This window comes from Variovorax sp. FG153 (assembly GCF_057809595.1).
Genome location: NZ_JBMDKG010000018.1, coordinates 85,014 through 104,826, shown reverse-complemented (window position 1 = coordinate 104,826; position 19,813 = coordinate 85,014). Strand labels below are relative to the sequence as shown.

The following is a 19,813-nucleotide window of genomic DNA, read 5'->3' as shown; positions in this document are numbered from 1 at the left end:
CGTCGTTCTCTGGGGGGAAGGGATGCGGGCCCTCAGCGCGCCGGCTTTCGCCGCACGATGTGGATGGGGTGGACGCGCGGCGCGGGCGGCGGCAGGCCCAGCGCGCGCGCCAGGGTGCGGCCCTCGGGGTCGGCCAGCGCGGCTTCGCGCGCGGCGCGCACGCGCTCGGCCGCCAGGGCGAGCGCGGCGGCATCGCCGGGGGGCGCGGCGAACCGGGCCTGCATGTCGTCGAGCACCGCGCCGAGGTTGCGGTGGCCGCGCTCGCTGGTCTCGCCGTAGCCCTTGACCAGGTTGCCGCACAGCGCGATCTCGTAGGCCAGGCGCGGACTCAGCGCGAGCGCGGCGCGCACGGTGTCGAGCCAGCGCGCGATCATGGCCTGCTCGATCGCGTAGCGCGCGCCGGCGCGGCGCAGCACGCGCAGCGAGCGCAGGCCGCACAGCATGGCGAATCCCAGCACGGTGTCGGTGCGCATGTGCAGGCCCACGTTGAGCCGGTGCGCCTTGTGGGCCAGCCGCCGGCGCAGCCAGGCCGAGGCGCGCGGCGGCAGCAGCGAACAGACTTCGTCGAGGCCCGGCTTCAGGTATTCGGTCAGCCGCAGCGGCTCGCCCTGGCGCGCGCCCACTTCCTCGCGCACGCGTTGCAGCCGCTCGCCGCGCGTCTTGAGGTCGGCCACGCGGATCACGTCCTCGTAGCTCATCCACAGCGCGAGATAGCGCGCGGTCTCGCGCGTCACGGGCAGCTCGCCGCCGAAGGGCCGCTCGAGCGCGAGCACCGCGTCGACGCGCTGCAGGTAGAGCGCGCCGTAGCGCGCGTCCTGGTAGTCGAGCACCTGCTGCAGGCCATGGCCCAGCAGTTCGTGCAGCGGCTCGGGCATGGCGGCGATGCGCGGGTCGACGGGCGCGCGCGGCGTTGCCGCGGCGGCCCTGGCGGCGGCTTCCGGCGCAGGACGAATCACCTGCTCGAAGCCCGCCGCGAAACCCTTGAGGCTGGCCTCCACCGCCTTGCCCGAGGCGCGGATCGCCTGCTCGCAGGCCTCGCGCGAGAACGGCAGCGCGCCGCTGCCGGCCATGGCGCCGAACATCACGGTGTTGATCACCGTGCCGTGGCGCCAGGCCAGCGCGCGCATGTCGAACAGGTGGCTGTGCCGCGCGAGCTCGCGCGCGGCCTCGCTCACGCGCCGGCCGTCGTAGCGGCCGTCGCCCATGGCGGACTTCTCGGCCACCGCGAACTCGCGGTGCGTCGAGGCCACGAGCGTGGTGCGCCGCGGATGCACGAAGCCGCCCTGCAGCACGCGCCCCGCCTCCATCAGCTCGGAGGCGGCGACGATGTCGACGTCGCCCGGGCTCGGCGTGAGCGAGAACACCGGGCGCGCGCCGCCGAGCCGCGCGGTCTCGACCGGATAGATCTCGATGTAGTAGTTGGTGGCACCGGTGCGCTGCGCCACGCCGGGCACCGAGGTGCTCTGCACCGGGAAGCCCTGGGCCGTGGCCGCGGCGATCAGCCAGTCGGCCAGCACGCCGCCGCCCTCGCCGCCCATGGCGGCGACCAGCACGGTCACGATGCGCGGTGCGTCTTCGAAGGGGGTGTCGTTCATGCCGCCAGTGCCTCCGCGCGGTCGCGCGCCTTGCCGGCCATGAGGCCGATGACGCCGCTGCGCAGCCGGTGCAGCAGGCGCTCCCAGGTGCCGGCGTTCTGCACGATCTCGGCCTTGTAGAACGAGGGGCAGAGGATGGCGGCGTGCGCGTTCTCGCCGCACAGGCCGCAGCCCACGCAGCCCTGGTTGACGGTGGCCACGGGATCGGTGCGCAGCGCGCTCGGGTTGGGCTTGATGGTGAGCGAGGGGCAGCCCGACAGCCGGATGCACGAGTGGTCGCCGGTGCAGACGTCGTCGTCGATGCCGAAGCGCGTGCGCACCACGCGCTCGCCGCGCTTGAGCTTCGCGGCCGTGACGGGCTTGATGCGGCGCTGGCGCTCGAGCTGGCATTCGCCGTCGGCGATGATGACCTTGAGGCCGCCCTCCTCGGTGGTCATCGCCTCCTGCAGCGTGTCGCGCATCTCGGCCACGCTGTAGCTGCGCACCTTGCGCACCCAGCCCACGCCCACGCCCTTGAGCGCGGCCTCGATGTCCAAGGTCAGCGGCTTGGCCGCGGGCTGCGTGGGCGAGGAGGGAATGGCCTGCGTGCCGGTGGCCGAGGTGTAGCCGTTCTTCAGGATCACGAGCACCGAGTCCTGGCCGTTGTAGACCGCGTTGACCACGCCGCTGGTGAAGCCGTTGTGCCAGAAGCCGCCGTCGCCCATGATGCTGACGACCCGGTTGCCCATCAGCGGCGCGATGCCCGAGGAGCTCGCGAGGCCCAGGCCGTAGCCGAGCACCGTGCTGCCGGTGTTGAACGGCGGCAGGGTGCCGAAGGTGTGGCAGCCGATGTCGGCGCTGACGTGCACGCTGCCGAGTTCCTTCTGCATCAGCTTGATGGCGGCGAACACCGGGCGCTCGGGACAGCCGATGCAGAAGCCCGGCGGCCGGCTCGGCACGGGCACGCCCAGCGCCTCGACCGCGCGCGGCTTGAGCGCGGCCAGCGGCGCGGCGCTGTCGGCCACCCGCATGGCGCCCTGGTCGCCGAGCGCTTCGGGCCGCGCCTGGCGGATGAACTCGGCCAGGCCGCGCACCAGCACCTCGCCGGTGTACTCGCCGGCCATCGGGAAGATGTCCTTGCCGTGCAGCCGCGTGTCGCAGCCGGCCTTGCGCAGCATCGCGTGCAGCGCGTCCTCCATGTAGTTGGGCTGGCCCTCTTCCACCATCAGCACCGCGCGCTTGCCGCGGCAGAAATCGACGAGCTCGTCGGGCACCATCGGGTAGACCACGTTGAGCACCTGCAGCGGAATGCGGCTGTTGCCGAAGGCATCGGCCAGGCCGAGCTGCTGCAGCGCGCGCAGGGTGCCGTTGTAGAGGCCGCCCGGCAGCACCAGGCCGACGTCGGCGCAGTCGCCGTCGAAGCGCTCGTTGAGCCGCGCGTCGCGGATGTAGGCCAGCGCGGCCGGCCAGCGCGACTCGATCTTCATGCGCTCCTGCGCGTAGATCGAGGGCGGCAGGTTGATGTTGGCGAAGTCGAAGCGCGGCTGCGAAATGGCCTCGCGCGTGGAGATGGCCGGCGCGCGGTTGTCCTTGCAGACGAAGCTGCCGTGCACGTGGCAGGCGCGGATGCGCAGCTGCAGCATGACGGGCGTCTGGCTCGCCTCGGAGAGCTCGAAGCCCTGCTCCACCGCGTCGACGATCGAGCCCAGGTTGGGCCGCGGATCGAGCAGCCACATCTGCGACTTCATCGCGAAGGCATGGGTGCGCTCCTGGATGATGCTCGAGCCCTCGCCGTAGTCCTCGCCGAGGATCACCAGCGCGCCGCCCTGCACGCCGGCCGAGGCCAGGTTGGACAGCGCATCGGACGCGACGTTGGTGCCGACCGTGGACTTCCACGTGACGGCGCCACGCACCGGGTAGTTGATGGAGGCGCCGAGCATCGCGGCCGCGCCGGCCTCGGAGGCGCTGTTCTCGAAGTAGATGCCGAGCTCGTCGAGCAGCTCGCGCGCATCGCCGAGCACGTCGATCAGGTGCGAGACCGGCGCGCCCTGGTAGCCGCCGATGTAGCTCACGCCCGATTGCAGCAGGGCCTTGGTGACGGCCAGGATGCCCTCGCCGTGGAATTCCTCGTTCGCGCCCAGCGAGAGGCGCTTGACTTCTTCGGCGAAGGATCGCTCCATGGTGTTCTTTGTCTCCGGCCGGCGCCGCGGGAAGCGCCGCATTTCATCGTGGGTGGCTCGTGGACGGGGACTTTAGGAGTACCCGCTTATTTGCCCAATCGATGGAATGGGAGTTACACATCGATGAATTCGATGTGATGTAGCGCGATCGCGGCCAGCCGTCCGCGCAGGACGGGAGCGTTCAGTTCGCCAGGTAACCGAGCCTGCGCATCGCGTCGCCGAGCCCCTTGCGGCTGCGCTCCATCGCGGCCCAGGGCGCGTTGCCGATGTCGAGCCGCTCGGCGATGGTCGCCACGGTCCAGTGATCGGCGCTGTCGACCTCGAACAGCTCGTCCCAGTCCAGCGGCACCGACACGCCCAGCCCCGGCCGCGCGCGCGCCGACCAGGCGCTGATGGTGGTGGCGCCGAAGCCGTTGCGCAGGTAATCGGCGAAGATTTTTCCGACGCGGTTGCGCGGCCCGCTCTTGGCGACGATGCGCTCGGGCACGCTGCGCGCGAGCTGCTGCACGATGGCCTGCGAGAAGCCCTTGACCTCGTCCCAGCCGTGCGCGCGCCGGATCGGCACCACCACGTGCAGGCCCTTGCCGCCGCTGGTCTTGAGGAAGGACGGCAGCCCGAGCTCGTCGAGCAGGGTGCGCACCAGCAGCGCGGCCTCCTGCATGCGCGGCCATTCGACGCCCTCGCCGGGGTCGAGGTCGAAGGTCATGCGATCGGGCTGGGCGAAGGCGCGCGAGAGCGCGTTCCAGGTGTGGAACTCCACCACGTTGAACTGCGCCGCGCCGAGCAGTCCCTCGGCCGTGTCGATCTGCAGCAGCGGCTCGTGGCCGGGATCGAGCGCCGGGTCGAGCAGACCCACGCCGGCCATCTCGCCGTGCTGCGCATGCTTCTGGAAGAACAGCTCGCCCGCGATGCCGTCGGGCGCGCGCACCAGCGCCACCGGCCGGCCGCGCAGGTGGGGCAGCATCAGCGGCGCGACGCGCGCGTAGTAGGCGGCGAGCTCGCCCTTGACGATGCCGCTCTTCGCGTCGACGAGGCGGTCGGCATGGGTGATGCGCGGCGTGGATGGCTGGCGGTCGGCGGCCATGGTTCGTTTCCTTGGTCCGCCATGTTCGTGCTCGCCCGGGGCCGCGGATGTAGGAACGCGACGGCGCGCCGTGTATTCCTGGCGCTCAGGCCGTGCCGTCGAGCCGCCGTTCGCTGGGCCGCGCGAAGTAGAACCACTCGGTGTCCGGCAGCGCGAGCGCGTTGGGGAACACGATGCAGCCGTCGTCGGGCGCGGTCACGGGCGTGCCGTCGTGCCGCGTGCCGATGAGCTCGCCGCGGCGCACCGGATCGAAGGTGGCCCAGTCGCGCGCGAAGCGGTCGTCGGCGTGCAGCCGGTCGGTCACGCTGGCCAGGCGCAGCAGGCGCGGCGGCACGTCGGGCCCGGCCGACAGGCCCGGCGGCAGCGTCGCCATGCCCAGCAGCGCCAGCGTGCGGCGGATCGCGCGCCAGGCCACCTCGGGCGCCTGCGGATCCTGGTGCTGGCCGCATTCGAGCGTGACGCCGTAGCCGCCGCAGCCGCGGATGTATTCGTTGGTGCCGCGGCCGAAGTCGATGGCGGCCTCGTCGACCGCGGCGCCGCGCTGCGCCAGGCCCGCGGCATAGATGTCGAGCCAGCCCTCGACCACGATCGGCGTGCCCAGGTGCAGCGCCAGCCGGCCTTCCTCGGCGGCGCGCGCGAAGGGCTCGAGGGTGCCGGTGTTGTCGCGCGGGCCGATCATCGCGAAGGCCTCGCCCGCGCTCTGGAAGGAATGCAGGTCGAGCAGCACCTCGTGGCGCGCGATCACGGGCGCCAGCACGTTGGTCACGCGGGCCTCGTAGTCGGCCGGCTCGGCCGCGGGCTTGAACAGCCGGTTGAGGTTGCGCTCGCCCTCGCGCTGCAACCGCCGGCGCGCCAGCGGATTGGCCACCGGCACCAGCGTGAGCTCGCCGCGCAAGAGCGCGAGCTCGCCCGCCGCGAACTCGGCCAGCACCCGCTCGATGCCGGCGGTGCCGCTGGTCTCGTCGCCATGCACGCCGCCCATCACGAGCAGCCGGGGACCGGGGTTCAGGGAGGCGAAGGCGTGGAGACGGATGCTGTCGTGCGCGACGGCGTCGAAGGGAGAGGAAGCCATGCGGGGATTATGGGGAGGCGCCATGACGGGCGCAAAGATGCTCCTTTTTTCATAGCATCGATCCTCGCGGCAACGTGGAAAGCAGAAGCCTACAGCGGCCCCCTGGACTGTCCTACCAGGTGCCCGCGGGTGGCCGCGCAAGCTGGATATCGATCAACGACCGAAGGGACCTTCTCCATGGCCAAGGACAACACCGCGCCCCGCAAGCAGCCCGCCGATCCGCAGCAGGATGCGGGCGGTGGCAAGACCAAGGTCGAACAGGGCGGCGAGTCGTCGCCACGGCTGCCGCACGAGCACGACCAGTCCTCGGACAGCCAGCAGACCCGCGACGGCAAGCCGACCGAACGTGGCCGCCGCGCGCATGACGACGTGGAACGCGGCCTGGTCGACACCGACCAGGGGCTGCGCGCCGACAAGGTCGGCGAGCAGTCCAGGCGCTGAGTCGAAGGCCCGCGGCCGCTCAGGCGGCGGCCACGCCCGCGAGCTGCGTGCGCATCTGCGAGATCACCGCGCCGTAGTCCTTGGCGTTGAAGATCGCGCTGCCGGCCACGAAGGTGTCGGCGCCGGCCGAGGCCACGCGCGCGATGTTGTCGGCCTTGATGCCGCCGTCGACCTCGAGGCGGATGTCGCGCCCGCTCTGCTCGATGCGCTTGCGCGCCTGCTCGATCTTGCGCAGCGCCGAGTCGATGAAGCTCTGGCCGCCGAAGCCGGGGTTGACGCTCATGATCAGGATCAGGTCGATGTCGTCGATGACCCAGTCGAGCACCTCGAGCCCGCGCGCCGGGTTGAACACCACCCCCGGCTTGCAGCCGGCCGCGCGGATCGCCTGGATGCTGCGGTGCACGTGCGGCGTGGCGTCGGGATGAAAGCTGATGTAGTCGGCCCCGGCCTGCGCGAACGAGGCCGCGAGCGCGTCGACCGGCTGCACCATCAGGTGCACGTCGATCGGCACCGGCGTGCCGTCGGCCGTCTTGGCATGCGGCTTGAGCGCCTGACAGATCATCGGACCGAAGGTCAGGTTCGGCACGTAGTGGTTGTCCATCACGTCGAAATGGATCCAGTCCGCGCCCGCGGCGATCACGTCCGAGAGTTCTTGGCCGAGCTGGGCGAAGTCGGCGGAAAGGATGGAGGGGGCGATGCGGAAGGTCATGGGCGGCGATTGTCGCAGCCGGCCAAAGGCGCAGCGGAGCTCCCGGACTTCTACGCCTGCCAGGGATCGACGAGCGCCACGCCGGTGCCGGCATAGCCGCCCGTGTCGCGCGAGACCACCGCGAGGCCGTGCTGCGCGGCGGTGGCGGCGATGATCAGGTCGGGCTGCGAGAAGGTGCGCCCGGCCTTGCGGCCCTGCTCGACCATCAGCCGCCACTTGAACATCACGTCCTCGCTGACCGGCAGCACGCGGTAGCCGAACATCGGCCGCAGCTGCAGTTGCAGCCAGTCGCTGAGCTGGGCGCGCTTGTGGATGTCGGCCACCAGTTCGATGCCGAAGCGGATTTCGGCGAAGGTGACGGTGCTGACGAACAGGCTTTCCAGCGGCTGTGCCGCGACGAAGGCGACCACCCGGGGCTCGGGGCGCGGGCGCCGCAGCTCGGACAGCACGTTGGTGTCGAGCAGGAAGCCGCTCACGGCATCACAGCTCGACGCTGCGCACCGGCGAGGCTTCGGAGGCGCCGACCGACAGCTCGATGTCCCGATGGGGCGACGCCTGCAGCATGTCGACCAGGGCCTGGCCCGTGCGCGCGCCCTGCAGGCGCTGGAACTCCTCGGCCGCGATCACCACGACCTCGTCGCGCCCGTGGACCGTGACGTGCTGCGGCCCCTCGCTGTGGACGCGGCGCACCAGTTCGCTGAAGCGCGCCTTGGCGTCCTGCAGCGGCCAATGGCCTGGAAGAGAAATTCTGGTCATACCGACCAGATTATCCCTTCTTCGCCATTTCCGCAAGAAAGCCGGCCCGGCACCGGGAAGCTCCCCCCGCGCCAAAAACCAGCAGTTACCATCGCGCGCATGTCACACAGCCCCCTTTCCATCGAGGTCGAGCCGCGCTACCTCGCCGACCAGTCCTCGCCGAAGGAAGGCATCTACACCTTCGCCTACACCATCACGATCACCAACACCGGCTCCACCGGTGCCCAGGTGATCGCGCGGCACTGGCTGATCAACGACGCCTCGGGGCATGCGCAGGAGGTCAAGGGCCTGGGCGTGATCGGCCAGCAGCCGCTGCTGGCGCCGGGCGAGAGCTTCCGCTACACCAGCGGCTGCCGGCTGCAGGCCGCGAGCGGCACCATGCATGGCAGCTACCTCGTGGTGACCGAGGACGGCGAGCGCTTCGACGTGCCGATCCCGATGTTCGTGCTCGAGGCCGACGTCGGCGGCGCGCCGGTCTCGCGCGTGCTGCACTAGCCCCCCGCCCGGGCACCCGCACGGACACCTTCCCGCTGCGGCATCGCCCTCCTCTTCTCCCTTTTCGATCCCTCTTCCCATGGCTGCCGCTTCGCGCGACCTGCAGGGGCTGCTCGCCGGCCTCGATCCTTCCGCCGACGTGGCTCGGCGCCACATCTGGCTCATCGACCTGTTCGACTGGCTGCGCGGCGACCGTGCCTCGCCGCAGGCGGCCATGGGCCGGGTGCTGCTGCTGCTCGACGCCATCGAGGCGCGGCCCGAGCTGCGCGAGCGCGTGCGCGCCTGGTGGCGCGCCTTCACGCGCGACGTCGACCTGTCGACGCTCCTGGCCGACTACGGCTTCGCGCCGCGCACCGCCTTCCTCAGCGAATTCAACGAGCGGCTGCGCCGCAAGATCCTGCCGGGCACGCCCGAGACCACCGATGCCTCGGAGCTGTTCCGCATGGTGCTGCCGGGCGTCTTCGACGCGCGCTGGATCGCGCTGCTCGAAGCCTCGCAGCTGGTGCGCATCGGCGCGCTGCTGGCCGATGAAACGAGCGACGACGGCGCCACCGTGCCGCGCTGGCGCGCCACGCTGATGGACGCGATCACCTACTGCGCGAGCCAGCTGGTGGCCGCGGGCTTCTCGTCCGAGCTGCGGCTGCGCATGCGCAGCACCGAGGAGAGCCGCCCCTTCCATGCGCTGATGGCCGAGCTCGACGAGCTGCGCGAGCGGCTGTTCGACGACCGTCCGCGCGACGAGGCCGCGGTGCAGGCGGCCTTCGTCGCGTTCCGCGACCGGCTCGATGCCTGCCGCGCGAGCGCCGCCTCGGTCTACGAGCACCTCGAGGACAACGGCATCTCGGTCGGCCTGGTGTTCCGCGTGCGCCAGATGCGCGAGCGGGTGCTGCGCATCCGCGAGCTGCTCGACGGCCTGATGTCGCCCACGCCCGCGGTCAGCATCGCGCGGCTGGTGGCCCGGCTGGTGCAGGCCGGCAGCGAGCGCAACAGCATCCGCGCGCTGATCGCCTCGAACTCCTCGATGCTCGCGGCCAAGGTCACGGAGCGCAGCGCCGAGACCGGCGAGCACTACATCACGCGCGACCGCGCGAGCTACCGGCAGATGGTGCGCAAGGCCGCCGGCGGCGGCGCGCTGACCTCGCTCACGGTGCTCGCGAAGTTCGGCATCTACGCGCTGGGCCTGTCGGCCTTCTGGAGCGGCCTGGGCTCGGGCGTGATGTACGCCGCCAGCTTCGTCGCGATCCAGCTGCTGCACCTCACGCTCGCCACCAAGCAGCCGGCCATGACGGCACCGGCGCTGGCCGCGCGGCTGCGCGGGATCCGCGCCGACAGCGGCCTCGACGAATTCGTCGACGAGGTCGCCAACCTGGTGCGCTCGCAGGTGGCGGCGGTGCTGGGCAACGTGCTGGTGGTGGTGCCGGCGGTGGCCGCGCTCGCCATCGCCTGGCAGCTGGCGCTGCAGCGGCCGCTGCTCGATGCCGCGCACGCGGGCGCGGTGCTGGGCTCGCTGTCGCTCGCGGGCCCCACGGTGCTGTTCGCGGCCTTCACGGGGGTGCTGCTGTTCGCCTCCAGCCTGATCGCGGGCTGGGCAGAAAACGCCTTTGTCCTGCACAGGCTGGACTCCGCCATGCGGTACAACCCCCGCATCGGCGCCGTCCTGGGTGCCGCCCGGGCCCGCCGATGGGCCGACTTCATGCGCACCCATATCTCCGGTTTCGCCGCCAACATTTCGCTGGGCCTGATGCTCGGACTGCTGCCCGCGGTCGCGGGCTTCTTCGGGCTCGGCCTCGACGTGCGCCACGTGACGCTGTCGGCCGGCCAGATCGGCGCGGCCGCGGTGTCGCTCGGCCTGCCGGCACTGCAGCAGCCGCTGCTGTGGTGGGCGGTGGCGGCGATCCCGGTGATCGGTGCGCTCAACGTGAGCGTGAGTTTCTATTTCGCCTTCCGGCTGGCGCTGCGCGCGCACAGCGTGAGCCTCGCCGACCGCGCCCGCATCCGCGGTGCGCTGCGCGAGCGCTGGCGCAACCGGCCCGCGAGCTTCTTCCTACCCGCATGAACCTGACGAGTCTCACCGCCGACCTGATGGGCTTCTGGTCCGAATGGGCCCGCCCGTCGGCCGGCCTTCCCACCGTGCTGTGGTCGCTGCTGCTGGCCGCGGCCGCCGCCTCCGGCCACCTGGTGCGCCGCTACATGGGCATGCCCAAGGTGGTCGGCTATTCGATCGTGGGCACCATCGTCGGCTTCGCCGGCTTCGAGGGCGCGATCTGGCCGCTGCGCGGCATCAGCCTGTTCCTGCTCGAGCTCGGCGTGGCCGTGGTGCTGTTCGAGGCCGGCGGCCGGCTGCCGCTGCGCTGGTTCCGCCACAACCCGATGGTGCTGGTGCAGAGCCTGCTCGAGGCCACGCTGACCTACTTCGGCGTGTTCTGGGTGCTGCGCCTGCTGGGCCTGCCCGACCCGGTGGCCAACCCGCTCGCGCTGATGGCGATCGTCGCCTCGCCCGCGGTGCTCAGCCGCGTGATCATGGACACCCGCGCCGCCGGCCCGGTGACCGAGCGCGCGATGACGCTGGCCACGCTCAACACCTTCTATGCGCTCGCGCTCGGCTATGCGCAGGCCGGCCTGATCGAGCGCGCGCCGCAGACCATGCTGCAGAAGCTTTATCCGATCGCGGTGGTGCTGGGCCTGTCCTTCGTGGTCGGCGCGCTGATGGCGCTGGCGCTGCGCACCGCGCTGCGCGTGATGAGCCCGACCAGCGAGAACACCTCGCTGCTGCTGCTGGCGCTGATCGCGGCCGGCGCCGCCGTCACCGCGCACATCGGCGGCTCCGCGCCGCTGGCCGCGCTGATCGGCGGCGTGCTGCTCAAGACCCTGAATCCCAAGCCCTGGGCCTGGCAGCGCCAGCTCGGCACCGCGGCCTCGCTGCTCACCATGCTGATGTTCGTGCTGGTGTCGATCGTCGCGGCGCAGGCCGACTGGACGCTGCCCGTGGCCAGCGTGGTGCTGGCGCTGATCGCCGTGCGCATGGTCGCCAAGATCGCCGGCGTGGCGATCGCCAATCCCGGCAGCGGCGCGAGCTGGAAGCAGGCCTTCTGGGTCGGCTGCGCGATGTCGCCGCTGTCCTCGATCGCGCTCCTGATCGCCTCCAATTTCGCCACCGCCTCGCCCTTGCTCGGCACCATGATCACCCAGGTCGCGCTGCCCTCGATCCTGCTGATGGAGCTGCTGGGCGCCGTGCTTGCCACCGTCGCGATCCACGCGGTGGGCGAGAGCTCGGTGCCCTGGGCGCCCGAGGCCTTCAGCAGCACCGCCGAGGACACGCAGCGATGAGCAGCAACACGACCCCCACCCCGAGCGCCGCGATCGACCCCGACAGCGACGACGTGCGCTCGGCGCCGCTGCCGGCCGATCCCGCGAGCCGCGCCGTCAAGCTCGAGCCCTTCAACAAGTCGGAGGCGCTGTCGCTCGGCGTCGAGCTCGAGCTGCAGCTCGTGAACACGCACGACTACGACCTCGCGCCGTATGCGGAAGACATGCTGCGCCTCATGGCGCAGACGCCGCTGCCCGGCAGCGTGGTGCCCGAGATGACCTCGAGCATGATCGAGATCTCGACCGGCATCTGCCATTCGGCGCAGGACGTGATCGCGCAGCTCACGCCGATCCGCGATGCGCTGATCAAGAACGCCGACAAGCTCAACATCGCGGTGGTGGGCGGCGGCACGCATGCGTTCCAGCAGTGGCACGAGCGGCGCATCTACGACAAGCCGCGCTTTCGCGAGCTGTCGGAGCTCTACGGCTACCTGAGCAAGCAGTTCACCATCTTCGGCCAGCACGTGCACATCGGCTGCCCCGATGCCGACTCGGCGCTCCTGATGCTGCACCGCATGTCGCGCTACATCCCGCACTTCATCGCGCTGTCGGCCTCCTCGCCCTTCGTGCAGGGGCAGGACACGCAGTTCGACTCGGCGCGGCTGAACTCGGTGTTCGCCTTCCCGCTGTCGGGCCGCGCGCCCTTCACCACGAGCTGGAAGGAATTCGAGGCCTACTTCGAGCGCATGACCCGCACCGGCGTCGTGCGCAGCATGAAGGACTTCTACTGGGACATCCGGCCCAAGCCCGAGTTCGGCACCATCGAGATCCGCGTCTTCGACACCCCGCTGACCGTGGCGCGCGCCGCCGCGCTCGCGGGCTACGTGCAGTCGCTGGCCGCCTGGTTCCTGCAGGAGCAGCCCTTCGAGCCCAGCGAGGACGACTACCTGGTCTACACCTACAACCGCTTCCAGGCCTGCCGCTTCGGCCTCGACGCGGTCTACGTCGACCCCGCCAGCGGCCAGCACATGCCGCTGCGCGACCACATCCTGATGACCATGACCCAGCTCGAATGGCACAGCGAGGCGCTCAACGCCACGCAGGCGCTGGGCGAGCTGCGCACCAGCGTCGAGACCAACCGCAACGACGCGCGCTGGCTGCGCGAGCGGCAGGGGCGCGAGCGCCTGCTGGCCGAGGTGGTGCGTCAGGCGTCGCTGCGCTTTCGCGGGGCGGCGTAAGAGGCGGACAGCCGAACGCATGCATTTATGCTCGGCGCATGGGTGAATTCGACCTGATCCAACGCTATTTCCAACGCCCCGCCCTCCGTTCCCCGCTGGGCGTGGGCGACGACTGCGCGCTGCTCGCGCCCGCGCCGGGCATGCAGCTCGCGGTCTCCTCGGACATGCTGGTCGAGGGCCGGCACTTCCTCTCGACCGTCGATCCGGCGCGGCTCGGCCACAAGGCGCTGGCGGTCAACCTCAGCGATCTCGCGGCCTGCGGCGCGAAGCCGCTGGCCTTCACGCTCGCGCTGGCGCTGCCGGGCGTGGACGAAGGCTGGCTCGAGGGCTTCTCGCGCGGCCTGTTCGCGCTGGCCGACGAGCACGGCTGCGAGCTGGTGGGCGGTGACACCACGCGCGGCCCGCTCAACCTCTGCATCACCGTGTTCGGCGAGGTGCCGGCCGGCGCGGCGCTGCTGCGCTCGGGCGCGCGCGCGGGCGACGAGCTGTGGATCAGCGGCACGCTCGGCGATGCGCGGCTGGCGCTCGAGAACTTCCGCGGCACGCTGTCGCTGCCGGGCCCGCTGTTCGAGCGCGCGCGCGCGCGCATGGAGCAGCCCGCGCCGCGCGTGGCGCTGGGCCAGGCGCTGCGCGGCATCGCGAGCGCGGCGGCCGACGTGAGCGACGGCCTCGCGGGCGACCTCGGCCACATCCTGCGCGCGAGCCGCGTGGGCGCGACGCTCGACGTGGACGCCGCGATGCACTGCATCGCGGCCGTGGCCGACGGCTCGGCCGCCGCCGCGGGGCTGGAACGCGACACGCTGCGCGCGATGGCGATCTCGGGCGGCGACGACTACGAGCTGGTGTTCACCGCGCCGGCCTCGGCGCGCGCGGCGGTGGAACAGGCCGGCCGCGACAGCGCGACGCCGGTCACGCGCATCGGGCGCATCGATGCCGAGAGCGGGCTGCGCTTCGTCGATGCCGCGGGCGCGCCGGTGGCGCAGCGCTTCGGCTCCTTCGATCACTTCGCCTGAACGCCACTCCGCGTCACAGCGTGCGCTTGAGCACGTCGAGGAACTGGCGCGCCGCCTCCGACAGCGTGTGGCCGCGCTTGGTGACCACCGAGATGTCGCGCGAGACGCGCGGCGCGCTCAGCAGCTTGATGACCAGCGAGGGATCGCCCGCCGCGCGCGCGAAGGCCGAGGGCATGATCGACGGCCCCATGCCGCAGGCGGTCATCCACAGCGCGGTCGAGAGAAAGGACACCTCGTGCGCGACCTCGAGCGCCACGCCCGCATCGCTGGCGGTGCCGTCGATCAGCGGCCGCACGCCATAGCCGGGCCGCACCGTGATCACCGGATGGCGGCCGAGGTCGGTCCAGCGCACCACGCGCGCCTGCGCCAGCGGATGGTCGTCGCGGCACACCAGCGCGAGATGGTCGCGCAGCAGGCGCTGCGTCTCGACCTCGGCGCCGGGCCGCTCGGGCGTGCCGATGCCGAAGTCCACGTGCTCGCCGAGGATGCGCGCGATGAACTGGTCGGGCGCGCAGTCGCTGACCACCACGCGCACCTTGGGATGCTGCCGCTGGAACTCTCCGATCGCCTCGGGCAGCAGGAAGGAGGCCAGGGTCGGCGTGATCGCGATCGAGACGCGGCCGCGCTCGAGCGTGGCGAGGTCGCGAAAGCCGGAAGCGAGCGCATCGACGTCGCGCAGGATGCGTTCGGCCGCCGGCAGCATCTCCTGCGCGGCGGCCGTGGGCTTGAGCGAGCGCGTGGTGCGATCGAACAGCCGCGTGCCCAATCCGTCCTCGAGCTGGCGCAGCAGCATGCTCACGGCCGACTGCGTGACGAACAGCCGCTGCGCCGCGGCGCTGAGCTGCCGCAGCTGGTAGACGGCGAGGAAGGCGCGCAGCTGGCGGATCGTAGGACTGAAGTTCGCTTTCATCAGGAAACATGATATTTGGTTCTGAATTTCTTGATTTACGAATGAATGCGCCCATCGTTCAATCGGGCGCCAGAACACGGATGCACATTCAAGGAGTACCGATGACCGCAACGATCGCCCGCGGCGCGATGCAACCGCCGCGCAGGCAATTGCTGCTGGCCGCGGCCGCCGCGCTGTGCGGCGGACCCGCTTTCGCGCAGGCGCCCGCGGCGGGCGCCTTTCCCGACAAGCCGATCCGCGTGGTCGTGACCTTCCCGCCCGGCGGCAGCGCCGACGCGGTGGTGCGCATGCTGGTGCCGCGGCTCAACGAGAAGCTGGGCCAGCCGGTGGTGGTCGACAACCGGCCCGGCGCGGGCGGCAACGTCGGGCTCACGCTGGTGGCCAAGGCACCGGGCGACGGCTACACGCTGGGCGTGGGCGCGGCGGGCGCGCTCGCGGCCAACGCGAGCCTCTATGCGCAGATGCCCTTCGATCCGCTCAAGGACTTCAAGCCCGTGGGCATGCTGGCCGCGATCCCGTTCGTGATCGTGGGCCATCCCTCGGTCGCGGCGCGCACCCAGCGCGAGCTGATCGCGCTCGCGAAGTCGCAGCCCGGCGGGCTGTCGATCGGCCATGGCGGCAACGGCACGGCGATGCACCTGTCGGCCGCGCTGTTCGCGCAGATGGCCGAGGTCAGGCTGGTCGAGGTGCCCTACCGCGGCTCGGGCCCGGCCGCGCTCGACGCGCTCGCGGGACAGGTCCCGCTCGCGGTGGTCGACCTGCCCTCGGCGCTGCAGCAGATCAAGGCCGGCAAGCTGGTCGCCTTCGCGGTCACCAGTCCCGCGCGGCTGCCGATGCTGCCCGAGGTGCCGACGGTGGCCGAGGCCGGCCTGCCCGGCTACGACTCGACCGGCTGGTTCGGCGTGGTGGCGCCGGCGGCCACGCCGGCGCCGGTGGTCGCGCGGCTCAACGCCGAGATCAACGCGGCGCTCGGCGACGAACAGATCAAGGCCGCGATGCGCAACCTGGGCGTGGAACCCGCGCCGGGGTCGAGCGAGGCCTTCGATGCCTACATCCGCGCGGAGACCCGCAAGTGGGCGCAGGTGATCCGCACCGCCAACATCAAGCTCGAATAGACCCCGTGCGCATGAAGAACGACCTCGATCTCCAGGCCGACGTGCTGATCGTCGGCGCCGGCCCGGTGGGCCTCTCGCTCGCGATGGACCTGGCCTCGCGCGGCGTCAGCACGATCGTGTGCGAGACGCGCGCCTTCGCCGAGCCGCCGAACGTGAAATGCAACCACGTGGCGTCGCGCACCATGGAGCAGTTCCGCCGCCTGGGCGTGGCGCAGAAGCTGCGCGACGCGGGCCTGCCGGCCGACCACCCGAACGACGTGGTGTTCCGCACCAGCGTGACCGGCACCGAGCTCGCGCGCATCCCCATTCCCTGCCGGCGCGATCGCTACACCGAGACCGAGGGACCCGACGCCTGGTGGCCCACGCCCGAGCCGCCGCACCGCATCAACCAGATCTACCTCGAGCCGATCCTGCTGCGCCACACGGCCGCGCTGCCGGGCGTGACCCTGCTCAACCGCACGCAGGTGGCGGGCTTCGTGCAGGACGCCGAGGGCGTGACGGCGATCGCCACCGACCTCGACAGCGGCGTGACGCGCAGCCTGCGCGGGCGCTACATGGTGGGCTGCGACGGCGGCAGCTCGGCGGTGCGCAAGCAGATGGGGGCGAAGCTCGAGGGCACGGCGGTGATCCAGCGCGTGCAGTCGACCTGCATCCGAGCGCCCGGCCTGCGCGCGCTGATCCCGGGCAAGCCCGCGTGGTCCTACTACGCGATGAACCCGCGCCGCTGCGGCACCATGTTCGCCATCGACGGCCACGAGACCTGGCTGGTCCACAACCACCTCAATGCCGAGGAGCCCGAGTTCGATTCGGTGGACCGCGACCGCTCGCTGCGCGAGATCCTCGGCGTCGGCTCCGACTTCGAGTACGAGATCCTCAGCAAGGAGGACTGGGTCGGCCGCCGGCTGGTGGCCGACCGCTTCCGCAACGGCCGCGTGTTCCTCGCGGGCGACGCCGCCCACCTGTGGGTGCCCTACGCGGGCTACGGCATGAACGCCGGCATCGCCGACGCGCTCAACCTCTCGTGGCTGCTCGCAGCCAGCGTGCAGGGCTGGGCCGACGAGGGCATCCTCGACGCCTACGAGGCCGAGCGGCTGCCGATCACCGAGCAGGTCTCGCAGTTCGCGATGGACCATGCGCAGAAGATGATCCGCGCGCGCCGCGCGGTGCCCCCGAACATCGAGGCGCCCGGCCCCGAGGGCGACGCGCTGCGCGCCGACATCGGGCAGGAGGCCTACGAGCTCAACGTGCAGCAGTTCTGCTGCGCGGGCCTGAACTTCGGCTACTTCTACACCGGCTCGCCGATCATCGTGCCCGACGGCGAGCACGTGCCGCCGGCCTATTCGATGGGCGCCTTCACGGCCTCGACCGTGCCGGGCTGCCGCGCGCCGCACTTCTGGCTGGCCGACGGCCGCTCGCTGTACGACGCCTTCGGCCCGGGCTACACGCTGCTGCGCTTCGACCGCAGCGCCGACGTGCGCGCGCTGGAACGCGCGGCCGACACCTACCGCATGCCGCTCACGGTGCTCGACATCGACGCCGCCGTGGTGCCGCCGGCCTACGCGCACCGGCTGGTGCTGTGCCGCGCCGACCAGCACGTGGCCTGGCGCGGCGCCTACATCCCGGCCGACGTCTATGCGCTGGTGGCGCGGCTGCGCGGCGAGCCGCAGCGCGAGCGCGCGACCAAGCGCGCGCTGCCGTGGGAAGGCGTGCTGGCCTAAGGCTCGCGCGTGGCCGACACCACGCGCCGCGCCAGCAGCACCACCAGCGCCGGCGCGATCGCGAAGCTCGCGAACAGCCACACGGCCGCCGAGCGCGCACCCTCGACGCCGCCCGGCTGCGTGAGCCCGGCCGCGTTCGCCACCAGCCCGGCCACCGCGGCGCCGACCGCCATGCCGTAGAGCTGCACCGTGGTGATCGAGGCCGAGGCCAGGCCCTCCTCGCCGGCCGGCGCGCGCGACATCACGCGCGTCAGCAGGTGCGGCCAGCCGATGCCCACGCCCAGCCCCACGGCCGCCAGCGCGAGCGCGACGGCCAGCGTCTCGAGCCCGGCGGGCAGATGCCCCGGCGCCGGCAGCAGCACGGCCAGCGCCGCCAGGCCCAGCGTGCAGACCACCGGGCCGGCGCGCAGCATGCGGTCGGCCCCCGCGCCGCCGCGCCCCGACGAGAGCAGCGAGCCCACGCTCCAGCCGCCGGCCATCGCGGCCGTGAGGTAGCCGGCCGCGAGCGGCGTGTGGCCGTGCAGCAGCTGCAGGAAATAGGGCACGAAGATCTCGGTGGTGGTGCCGATCAGCAGCAGCGCCACGCTGGCGTAGATCGCGCCCAGCGGCGCCGCGATCGAATAGGCGCCCGTGGGCAGCAGCCGCACGGCCGAGGCGCGGTCGACGCGCGTGGCGGCGATGCCGAGCGCCAGCCCCAGCGCGACGCCCGCGGCCTGCGCCGGCAACGAGGCGCCGAACTCGCTGGCCGCGATCACCAACACCGAGGCCAGCAGCAGCGCGATCTGCGGCAGCGCGATGCGCGGCGCGCTGGCGGGGCGCTCGTGGCGCACGCCGGCCGCGGGGCGCAGCTGCAGCGTCACCAGCAGCGCCTGCGCGGCCGCCACCGGCAGCAGGGTCCAGAAGGCCCAGCGCCAGTGGCCGCCCTGCGCGAACAGCCCGCCCACCGCCGGCCCGCACAGCGTGGCCACGCCCCACATGCCCGACACCAGCGCCACCGCGCGCGGCCACAGCCGCGGCGCGAACACCAGCTGGATCAGACCGTAGCTCAGCGCCGCCAGCAGCCCGCCGCCCAGGCCCTGCACCGTGCGGCCGGCCAGCATCCACGGCATGGCCGGCGCGAGCGCACAGCCGATGGAGCCGGCGCTGAACACCGCCAGCGCCGCGAGGCAGGCGCCGCGCGGGCCCAGCACCGCGAGCAGGCGCACCGACAGCGCCGCGCCGAGGATCGAGCCGAGCACGAACAGCGTGGTGCTCCAGGCGTACCAGTCCAGCCCGCCGATCTCGCGCACCACCGAGGGCAGCACGGTGGTCACGATGTGGACGTTGACCGCATGCAGCGCGACGCCGCCGGTCAGCGCGAGCGCGCGCCAGCCGTTGCGGCCGCTGAAGAGTTCGCCCCAGCCGGCGGTGGCCGGCGGGTCGGCGCGGGAGCGGTCGAGGGAGGGAGAGGAGGAAGAGGCCATGATGGAAGCGGCGGCCCGATGGCGCAGCGCCCGGGCCCGGATCTGGAAGGTGCCCGGATACTAGGCCCGCGCCTTGAATTAAACAAGCAATTGCTTTGATAAATAAAAACGAAGGCGGCGCCCGCCGCGGCAAGATGCGCGACACTCCCGGCTGATGCACGCCGCCGTTCCCGTCTCCGATCCCGCCCGTCCGATGCCCACTTCCGGCGCCATGCCCCCGCCCTCCATCCGCCGCCCGAGCGCGCGCTTCCTGTTCTCGCATCCCGCGCACTTCATCGGGCTGGGCCTGGGTTCCGGCCTGTCGCGCTTCGCGCCCGGCACCGTGGGCACGCTGTGGGCCTGGGCCGCGTTCTCGGTGATGCAGCACTGGCTGTCGCCGGCCGCCATCGGCTGGATCATCGGGGTCTCGCTGCCGCTGGGCTGGTGGGCCTGCACGCTGACGGCGCGCGACATGAACCTGGCCGACCCTGGCGCGGTGGTGTGGGACGAGGTGGTCGCGTTCTGGATCGTGCTGTGGCTGGTGACGCCGGCCGGCCTGTGGGCGCAGACCGTCGCCTTCGCCCTGTTCCGCTTCTTCGATGCCGCCAAGCCGGGCCCCGTGGCCTGGGCCGACGGCCTGTTCAAGCCGCGCGATGCCGCGCCGGTGCGCTGGTGGCACGCCGGCTTCGGCATCATGCTCGACGACCTGGTGGCGGCCTTCTGCGCGCTGCTGGTGATCGCGCTCTGGCGCGCCTGGTGA

18 protein-coding genes are annotated in these 19,813 nt (G+C 72.0%); 9 read left to right on the top strand and 9 right to left on the bottom strand.

The genetic code is table 11. The features are described from left to right. Positions 1-32: 32 nt before the first annotated feature. From ACODT0_RS20410 to ACODT0_RS20395, 4 genes are all read right to left on the bottom strand, one after another. Positions 33-1,595, bottom strand: coding sequence for an indolepyruvate oxidoreductase subunit beta family protein (locus tag ACODT0_RS20410; protein WP_489042154.1), 1,563 nt, complete (start codon positions 1,593-1,595; stop codon positions 33-35). Next, positions 1,592-3,754 carry a thiamine pyrophosphate-dependent enzyme gene (locus ACODT0_RS20405; protein ID WP_413761607.1) on the bottom strand — a complete coding sequence of 721 codons (2,163 nt, stop codon included), beginning with the start codon at positions 3,752-3,754 and terminating at the stop codon, positions 1,592-1,594. Before ACODT0_RS20405 ends, ACODT0_RS20410 begins: the two co-directional genes overlap by 4 nt. Before the next feature lie 181 nt (positions 3,755-3,935). Continuing rightward, positions 3,936-4,838: a non-homologous end-joining DNA ligase gene (gene ligD / locus ACODT0_RS20400; protein WP_489042153.1), complete on the bottom strand. Its 903-nt coding sequence runs from the start codon at positions 4,836-4,838 to the stop codon at positions 3,936-3,938. 85 nt (positions 4,839-4,923) lie between these two features. Continuing rightward, positions 4,924-5,910: a succinylglutamate desuccinylase/aspartoacylase family protein gene (locus ACODT0_RS20395; RefSeq protein WP_489042152.1), complete on the bottom strand. Its 987-nt coding sequence runs from the start codon at positions 5,908-5,910 to the stop codon at positions 4,924-4,926. A 177-nt stretch (positions 5,911-6,087) separates the two neighbouring features. Between ACODT0_RS20395 and ACODT0_RS20390 the strand changes: the two genes are divergently transcribed. Further along, the gene (locus tag ACODT0_RS20390) at positions 6,088-6,351 is read left to right on the top strand and encodes a hypothetical protein (protein WP_261209155.1); all 264 of its coding nucleotides are present in this window, start codon (positions 6,088-6,090) and stop codon (positions 6,349-6,351) included. Between the two features lie 19 nt (positions 6,352-6,370). Here the strand turns inward: ACODT0_RS20390 and rpe are convergent, their stop codons facing one another. From rpe to ACODT0_RS20375, 3 genes are read right to left on the bottom strand one after another with little or no spacing between them, the layout of a single operon-like run. Next, positions 6,371-7,060 (bottom strand): ribulose-phosphate 3-epimerase, encoded by a 690-nt coding sequence (rpe, locus tag ACODT0_RS20385; protein WP_057593315.1) that lies wholly within the window; start codon positions 7,058-7,060, stop codon positions 6,371-6,373. A 50-nt stretch (positions 7,061-7,110) separates the two neighbouring features. Further along, positions 7,111-7,536, bottom strand: coding sequence for a type II toxin-antitoxin system VapC family toxin (locus ACODT0_RS20380; protein WP_489042151.1), 426 nt, complete (start codon positions 7,534-7,536; stop codon positions 7,111-7,113). A 4-nt stretch (positions 7,537-7,540) separates the two neighbouring features. Continuing rightward, on the bottom strand, positions 7,541-7,816 hold the full coding sequence (locus ACODT0_RS20375; RefSeq protein ID WP_057593318.1) for a type II toxin-antitoxin system Phd/YefM family antitoxin: 276 nt from the start codon (positions 7,814-7,816) through the stop codon (positions 7,541-7,543). A gap of 99 nt (positions 7,817-7,915) precedes the next feature. On the opposite strand from ACODT0_RS20375, the gene apaG reads away from it, so the two are divergent. The 5 genes from apaG to thiL all read left to right on the top strand — a co-directional run bounded on the left by apaG (position 7,916) and on the right by thiL (position 13,868). Beyond that, positions 7,916-8,311 carry a Co2+/Mg2+ efflux protein ApaG gene (apaG, locus tag ACODT0_RS20370; RefSeq protein ID WP_261209182.1) on the top strand — a complete coding sequence of 132 codons (396 nt, stop codon included), beginning with the start codon at positions 7,916-7,918 and terminating at the stop codon, positions 8,309-8,311. 79 nt (positions 8,312-8,390) lie between these two features. Then, the gene (locus tag ACODT0_RS20365; protein WP_489042150.1) at positions 8,391-10,367 is read left to right on the top strand and encodes a site-specific recombinase; all 1,977 of its coding nucleotides are present in this window, start codon (positions 8,391-8,393) and stop codon (positions 10,365-10,367) included. Continuing rightward, positions 10,364-11,638, top strand: a complete 1,275-nt coding sequence (locus ACODT0_RS20360) for a cation:proton antiporter (RefSeq protein WP_489042149.1) — start codon at positions 10,364-10,366, stop codon at positions 11,636-11,638. The genes ACODT0_RS20365 and ACODT0_RS20360 overlap by 4 nt, the downstream gene beginning before the upstream one ends. Continuing rightward, positions 11,635-12,855 carry a YbdK family carboxylate-amine ligase gene (locus ACODT0_RS20355; protein WP_489042148.1) on the top strand — a complete coding sequence of 407 codons (1,221 nt, stop codon included), beginning with the start codon at positions 11,635-11,637 and terminating at the stop codon, positions 12,853-12,855. The genes ACODT0_RS20360 and ACODT0_RS20355 overlap by 4 nt, the downstream gene beginning before the upstream one ends. 38 nt (positions 12,856-12,893) lie before the next feature. After that, positions 12,894-13,868: a thiamine-phosphate kinase gene (gene thiL / locus ACODT0_RS20350; protein ID WP_489042147.1), complete on the top strand. Its 975-nt coding sequence runs from the start codon at positions 12,894-12,896 to the stop codon at positions 13,866-13,868. A 13-nt stretch (positions 13,869-13,881) separates the two neighbouring features. Here the strand turns inward: thiL and ACODT0_RS20345 are convergent, their stop codons facing one another. After that, positions 13,882-14,778: a LysR family transcriptional regulator gene (locus ACODT0_RS20345; protein ID WP_057593327.1), complete on the bottom strand. Its 897-nt coding sequence runs from the start codon at positions 14,776-14,778 to the stop codon at positions 13,882-13,884. 101 nt (positions 14,779-14,879) lie between these two features. Between ACODT0_RS20345 and ACODT0_RS20340 the strand changes: the two genes are divergently transcribed. Both ACODT0_RS20340 and ACODT0_RS20335 read left to right on the top strand, forming a co-directional pair. Continuing rightward, positions 14,880-15,893 carry a Bug family tripartite tricarboxylate transporter substrate binding protein gene (locus ACODT0_RS20340; protein WP_057593328.1) on the top strand — a complete coding sequence of 338 codons (1,014 nt, stop codon included), beginning with the start codon at positions 14,880-14,882 and terminating at the stop codon, positions 15,891-15,893. A gap of 11 nt (positions 15,894-15,904) precedes the next feature. Further along, a complete protein-coding gene (locus ACODT0_RS20335) occupies positions 15,905-17,611 on the top strand; it encodes an FAD-dependent oxidoreductase (protein WP_422099794.1) in 1,707 nt (568 codons plus the stop codon). On the opposite strand, the gene ACODT0_RS20330 is transcribed toward ACODT0_RS20335, so the two are convergent. Then, the gene (locus ACODT0_RS20330; protein ID WP_489042146.1) at positions 17,608-19,074 is read right to left on the bottom strand and encodes an MFS transporter; all 1,467 of its coding nucleotides are present in this window, start codon (positions 19,072-19,074) and stop codon (positions 17,608-17,610) included. The genes ACODT0_RS20335 and ACODT0_RS20330 overlap by 4 nt on opposite strands. Before the next feature lie 211 nt (positions 19,075-19,285). On the opposite strand from ACODT0_RS20330, the gene ACODT0_RS20325 reads away from it, so the two are divergent. Beyond that, positions 19,286-19,813 (top strand): phosphatidylglycerophosphatase A family protein, encoded by a 528-nt coding sequence (locus ACODT0_RS20325; protein WP_057595781.1) that lies wholly within the window; start codon positions 19,286-19,288, stop codon positions 19,811-19,813.

What these genes read in the sequence shown, in the direction of transcription:
- ACODT0_RS20410 (WP_489042154.1), bottom strand. Translation starts at nt 1,595, where the DNA reads ATGAACGACACCCCCTTCGAAGACGCACCGCGCATCGTGACCGTGCTG.
- ACODT0_RS20405 (WP_413761607.1), bottom strand. Translation starts at nt 3,754, where the DNA reads ATGGAGCGATCCTTCGCCGAAGAAGTCAAGCGCCTCTCGCTGGGCGCG.
- ligD (WP_489042153.1), bottom strand. Translation starts at nt 4,838, where the DNA reads ATGGCCGCCGACCGCCAGCCATCCACGCCGCGCATCACCCATGCCGAC.
- ACODT0_RS20395 (WP_489042152.1), bottom strand. Translation starts at nt 5,910, where the DNA reads ATGGCTTCCTCTCCCTTCGACGCCGTCGCGCACGACAGCATCCGTCTC.
- ACODT0_RS20390 (WP_261209155.1), top strand. Translation starts at nt 6,088, where the DNA reads ATGGCCAAGGACAACACCGCGCCCCGCAAGCAGCCCGCCGATCCGCAG.
- rpe (WP_057593315.1), bottom strand. Translation starts at nt 7,060, where the DNA reads ATGACCTTCCGCATCGCCCCCTCCATCCTTTCCGCCGACTTCGCCCAG.
- ACODT0_RS20375 (WP_057593318.1), bottom strand. Translation starts at nt 7,816, where the DNA reads ATGACCAGAATTTCTCTTCCAGGCCATTGGCCGCTGCAGGACGCCAAG.
- apaG (WP_261209182.1), top strand. Translation starts at nt 7,916, where the DNA reads ATGTCACACAGCCCCCTTTCCATCGAGGTCGAGCCGCGCTACCTCGCC.
- ACODT0_RS20365 (WP_489042150.1), top strand. Translation starts at nt 8,391, where the DNA reads ATGGCTGCCGCTTCGCGCGACCTGCAGGGGCTGCTCGCCGGCCTCGAT.
- ACODT0_RS20360 (WP_489042149.1), top strand. Translation starts at nt 10,364, where the DNA reads ATGAACCTGACGAGTCTCACCGCCGACCTGATGGGCTTCTGGTCCGAA.
- ACODT0_RS20355 (WP_489042148.1), top strand. Translation starts at nt 11,635, where the DNA reads ATGAGCAGCAACACGACCCCCACCCCGAGCGCCGCGATCGACCCCGAC.
- thiL (WP_489042147.1), top strand. Translation starts at nt 12,894, where the DNA reads ATGGGTGAATTCGACCTGATCCAACGCTATTTCCAACGCCCCGCCCTC.
- ACODT0_RS20345 (WP_057593327.1), bottom strand. Translation starts at nt 14,778, where the DNA reads ATGAAAGCGAACTTCAGTCCTACGATCCGCCAGCTGCGCGCCTTCCTC.
- ACODT0_RS20340 (WP_057593328.1), top strand. Translation starts at nt 14,880, where the DNA reads ATGACCGCAACGATCGCCCGCGGCGCGATGCAACCGCCGCGCAGGCAA.
- ACODT0_RS20335 (WP_422099794.1), top strand. Translation starts at nt 15,905, where the DNA reads ATGAAGAACGACCTCGATCTCCAGGCCGACGTGCTGATCGTCGGCGCC.
- ACODT0_RS20330 (WP_489042146.1), bottom strand. Translation starts at nt 19,074, where the DNA reads ATGGCCTCTTCCTCCTCTCCCTCCCTCGACCGCTCCCGCGCCGACCCG.
- ACODT0_RS20325 (WP_057595781.1), top strand. Translation starts at nt 19,286, where the DNA reads ATGCCCCCGCCCTCCATCCGCCGCCCGAGCGCGCGCTTCCTGTTCTCG.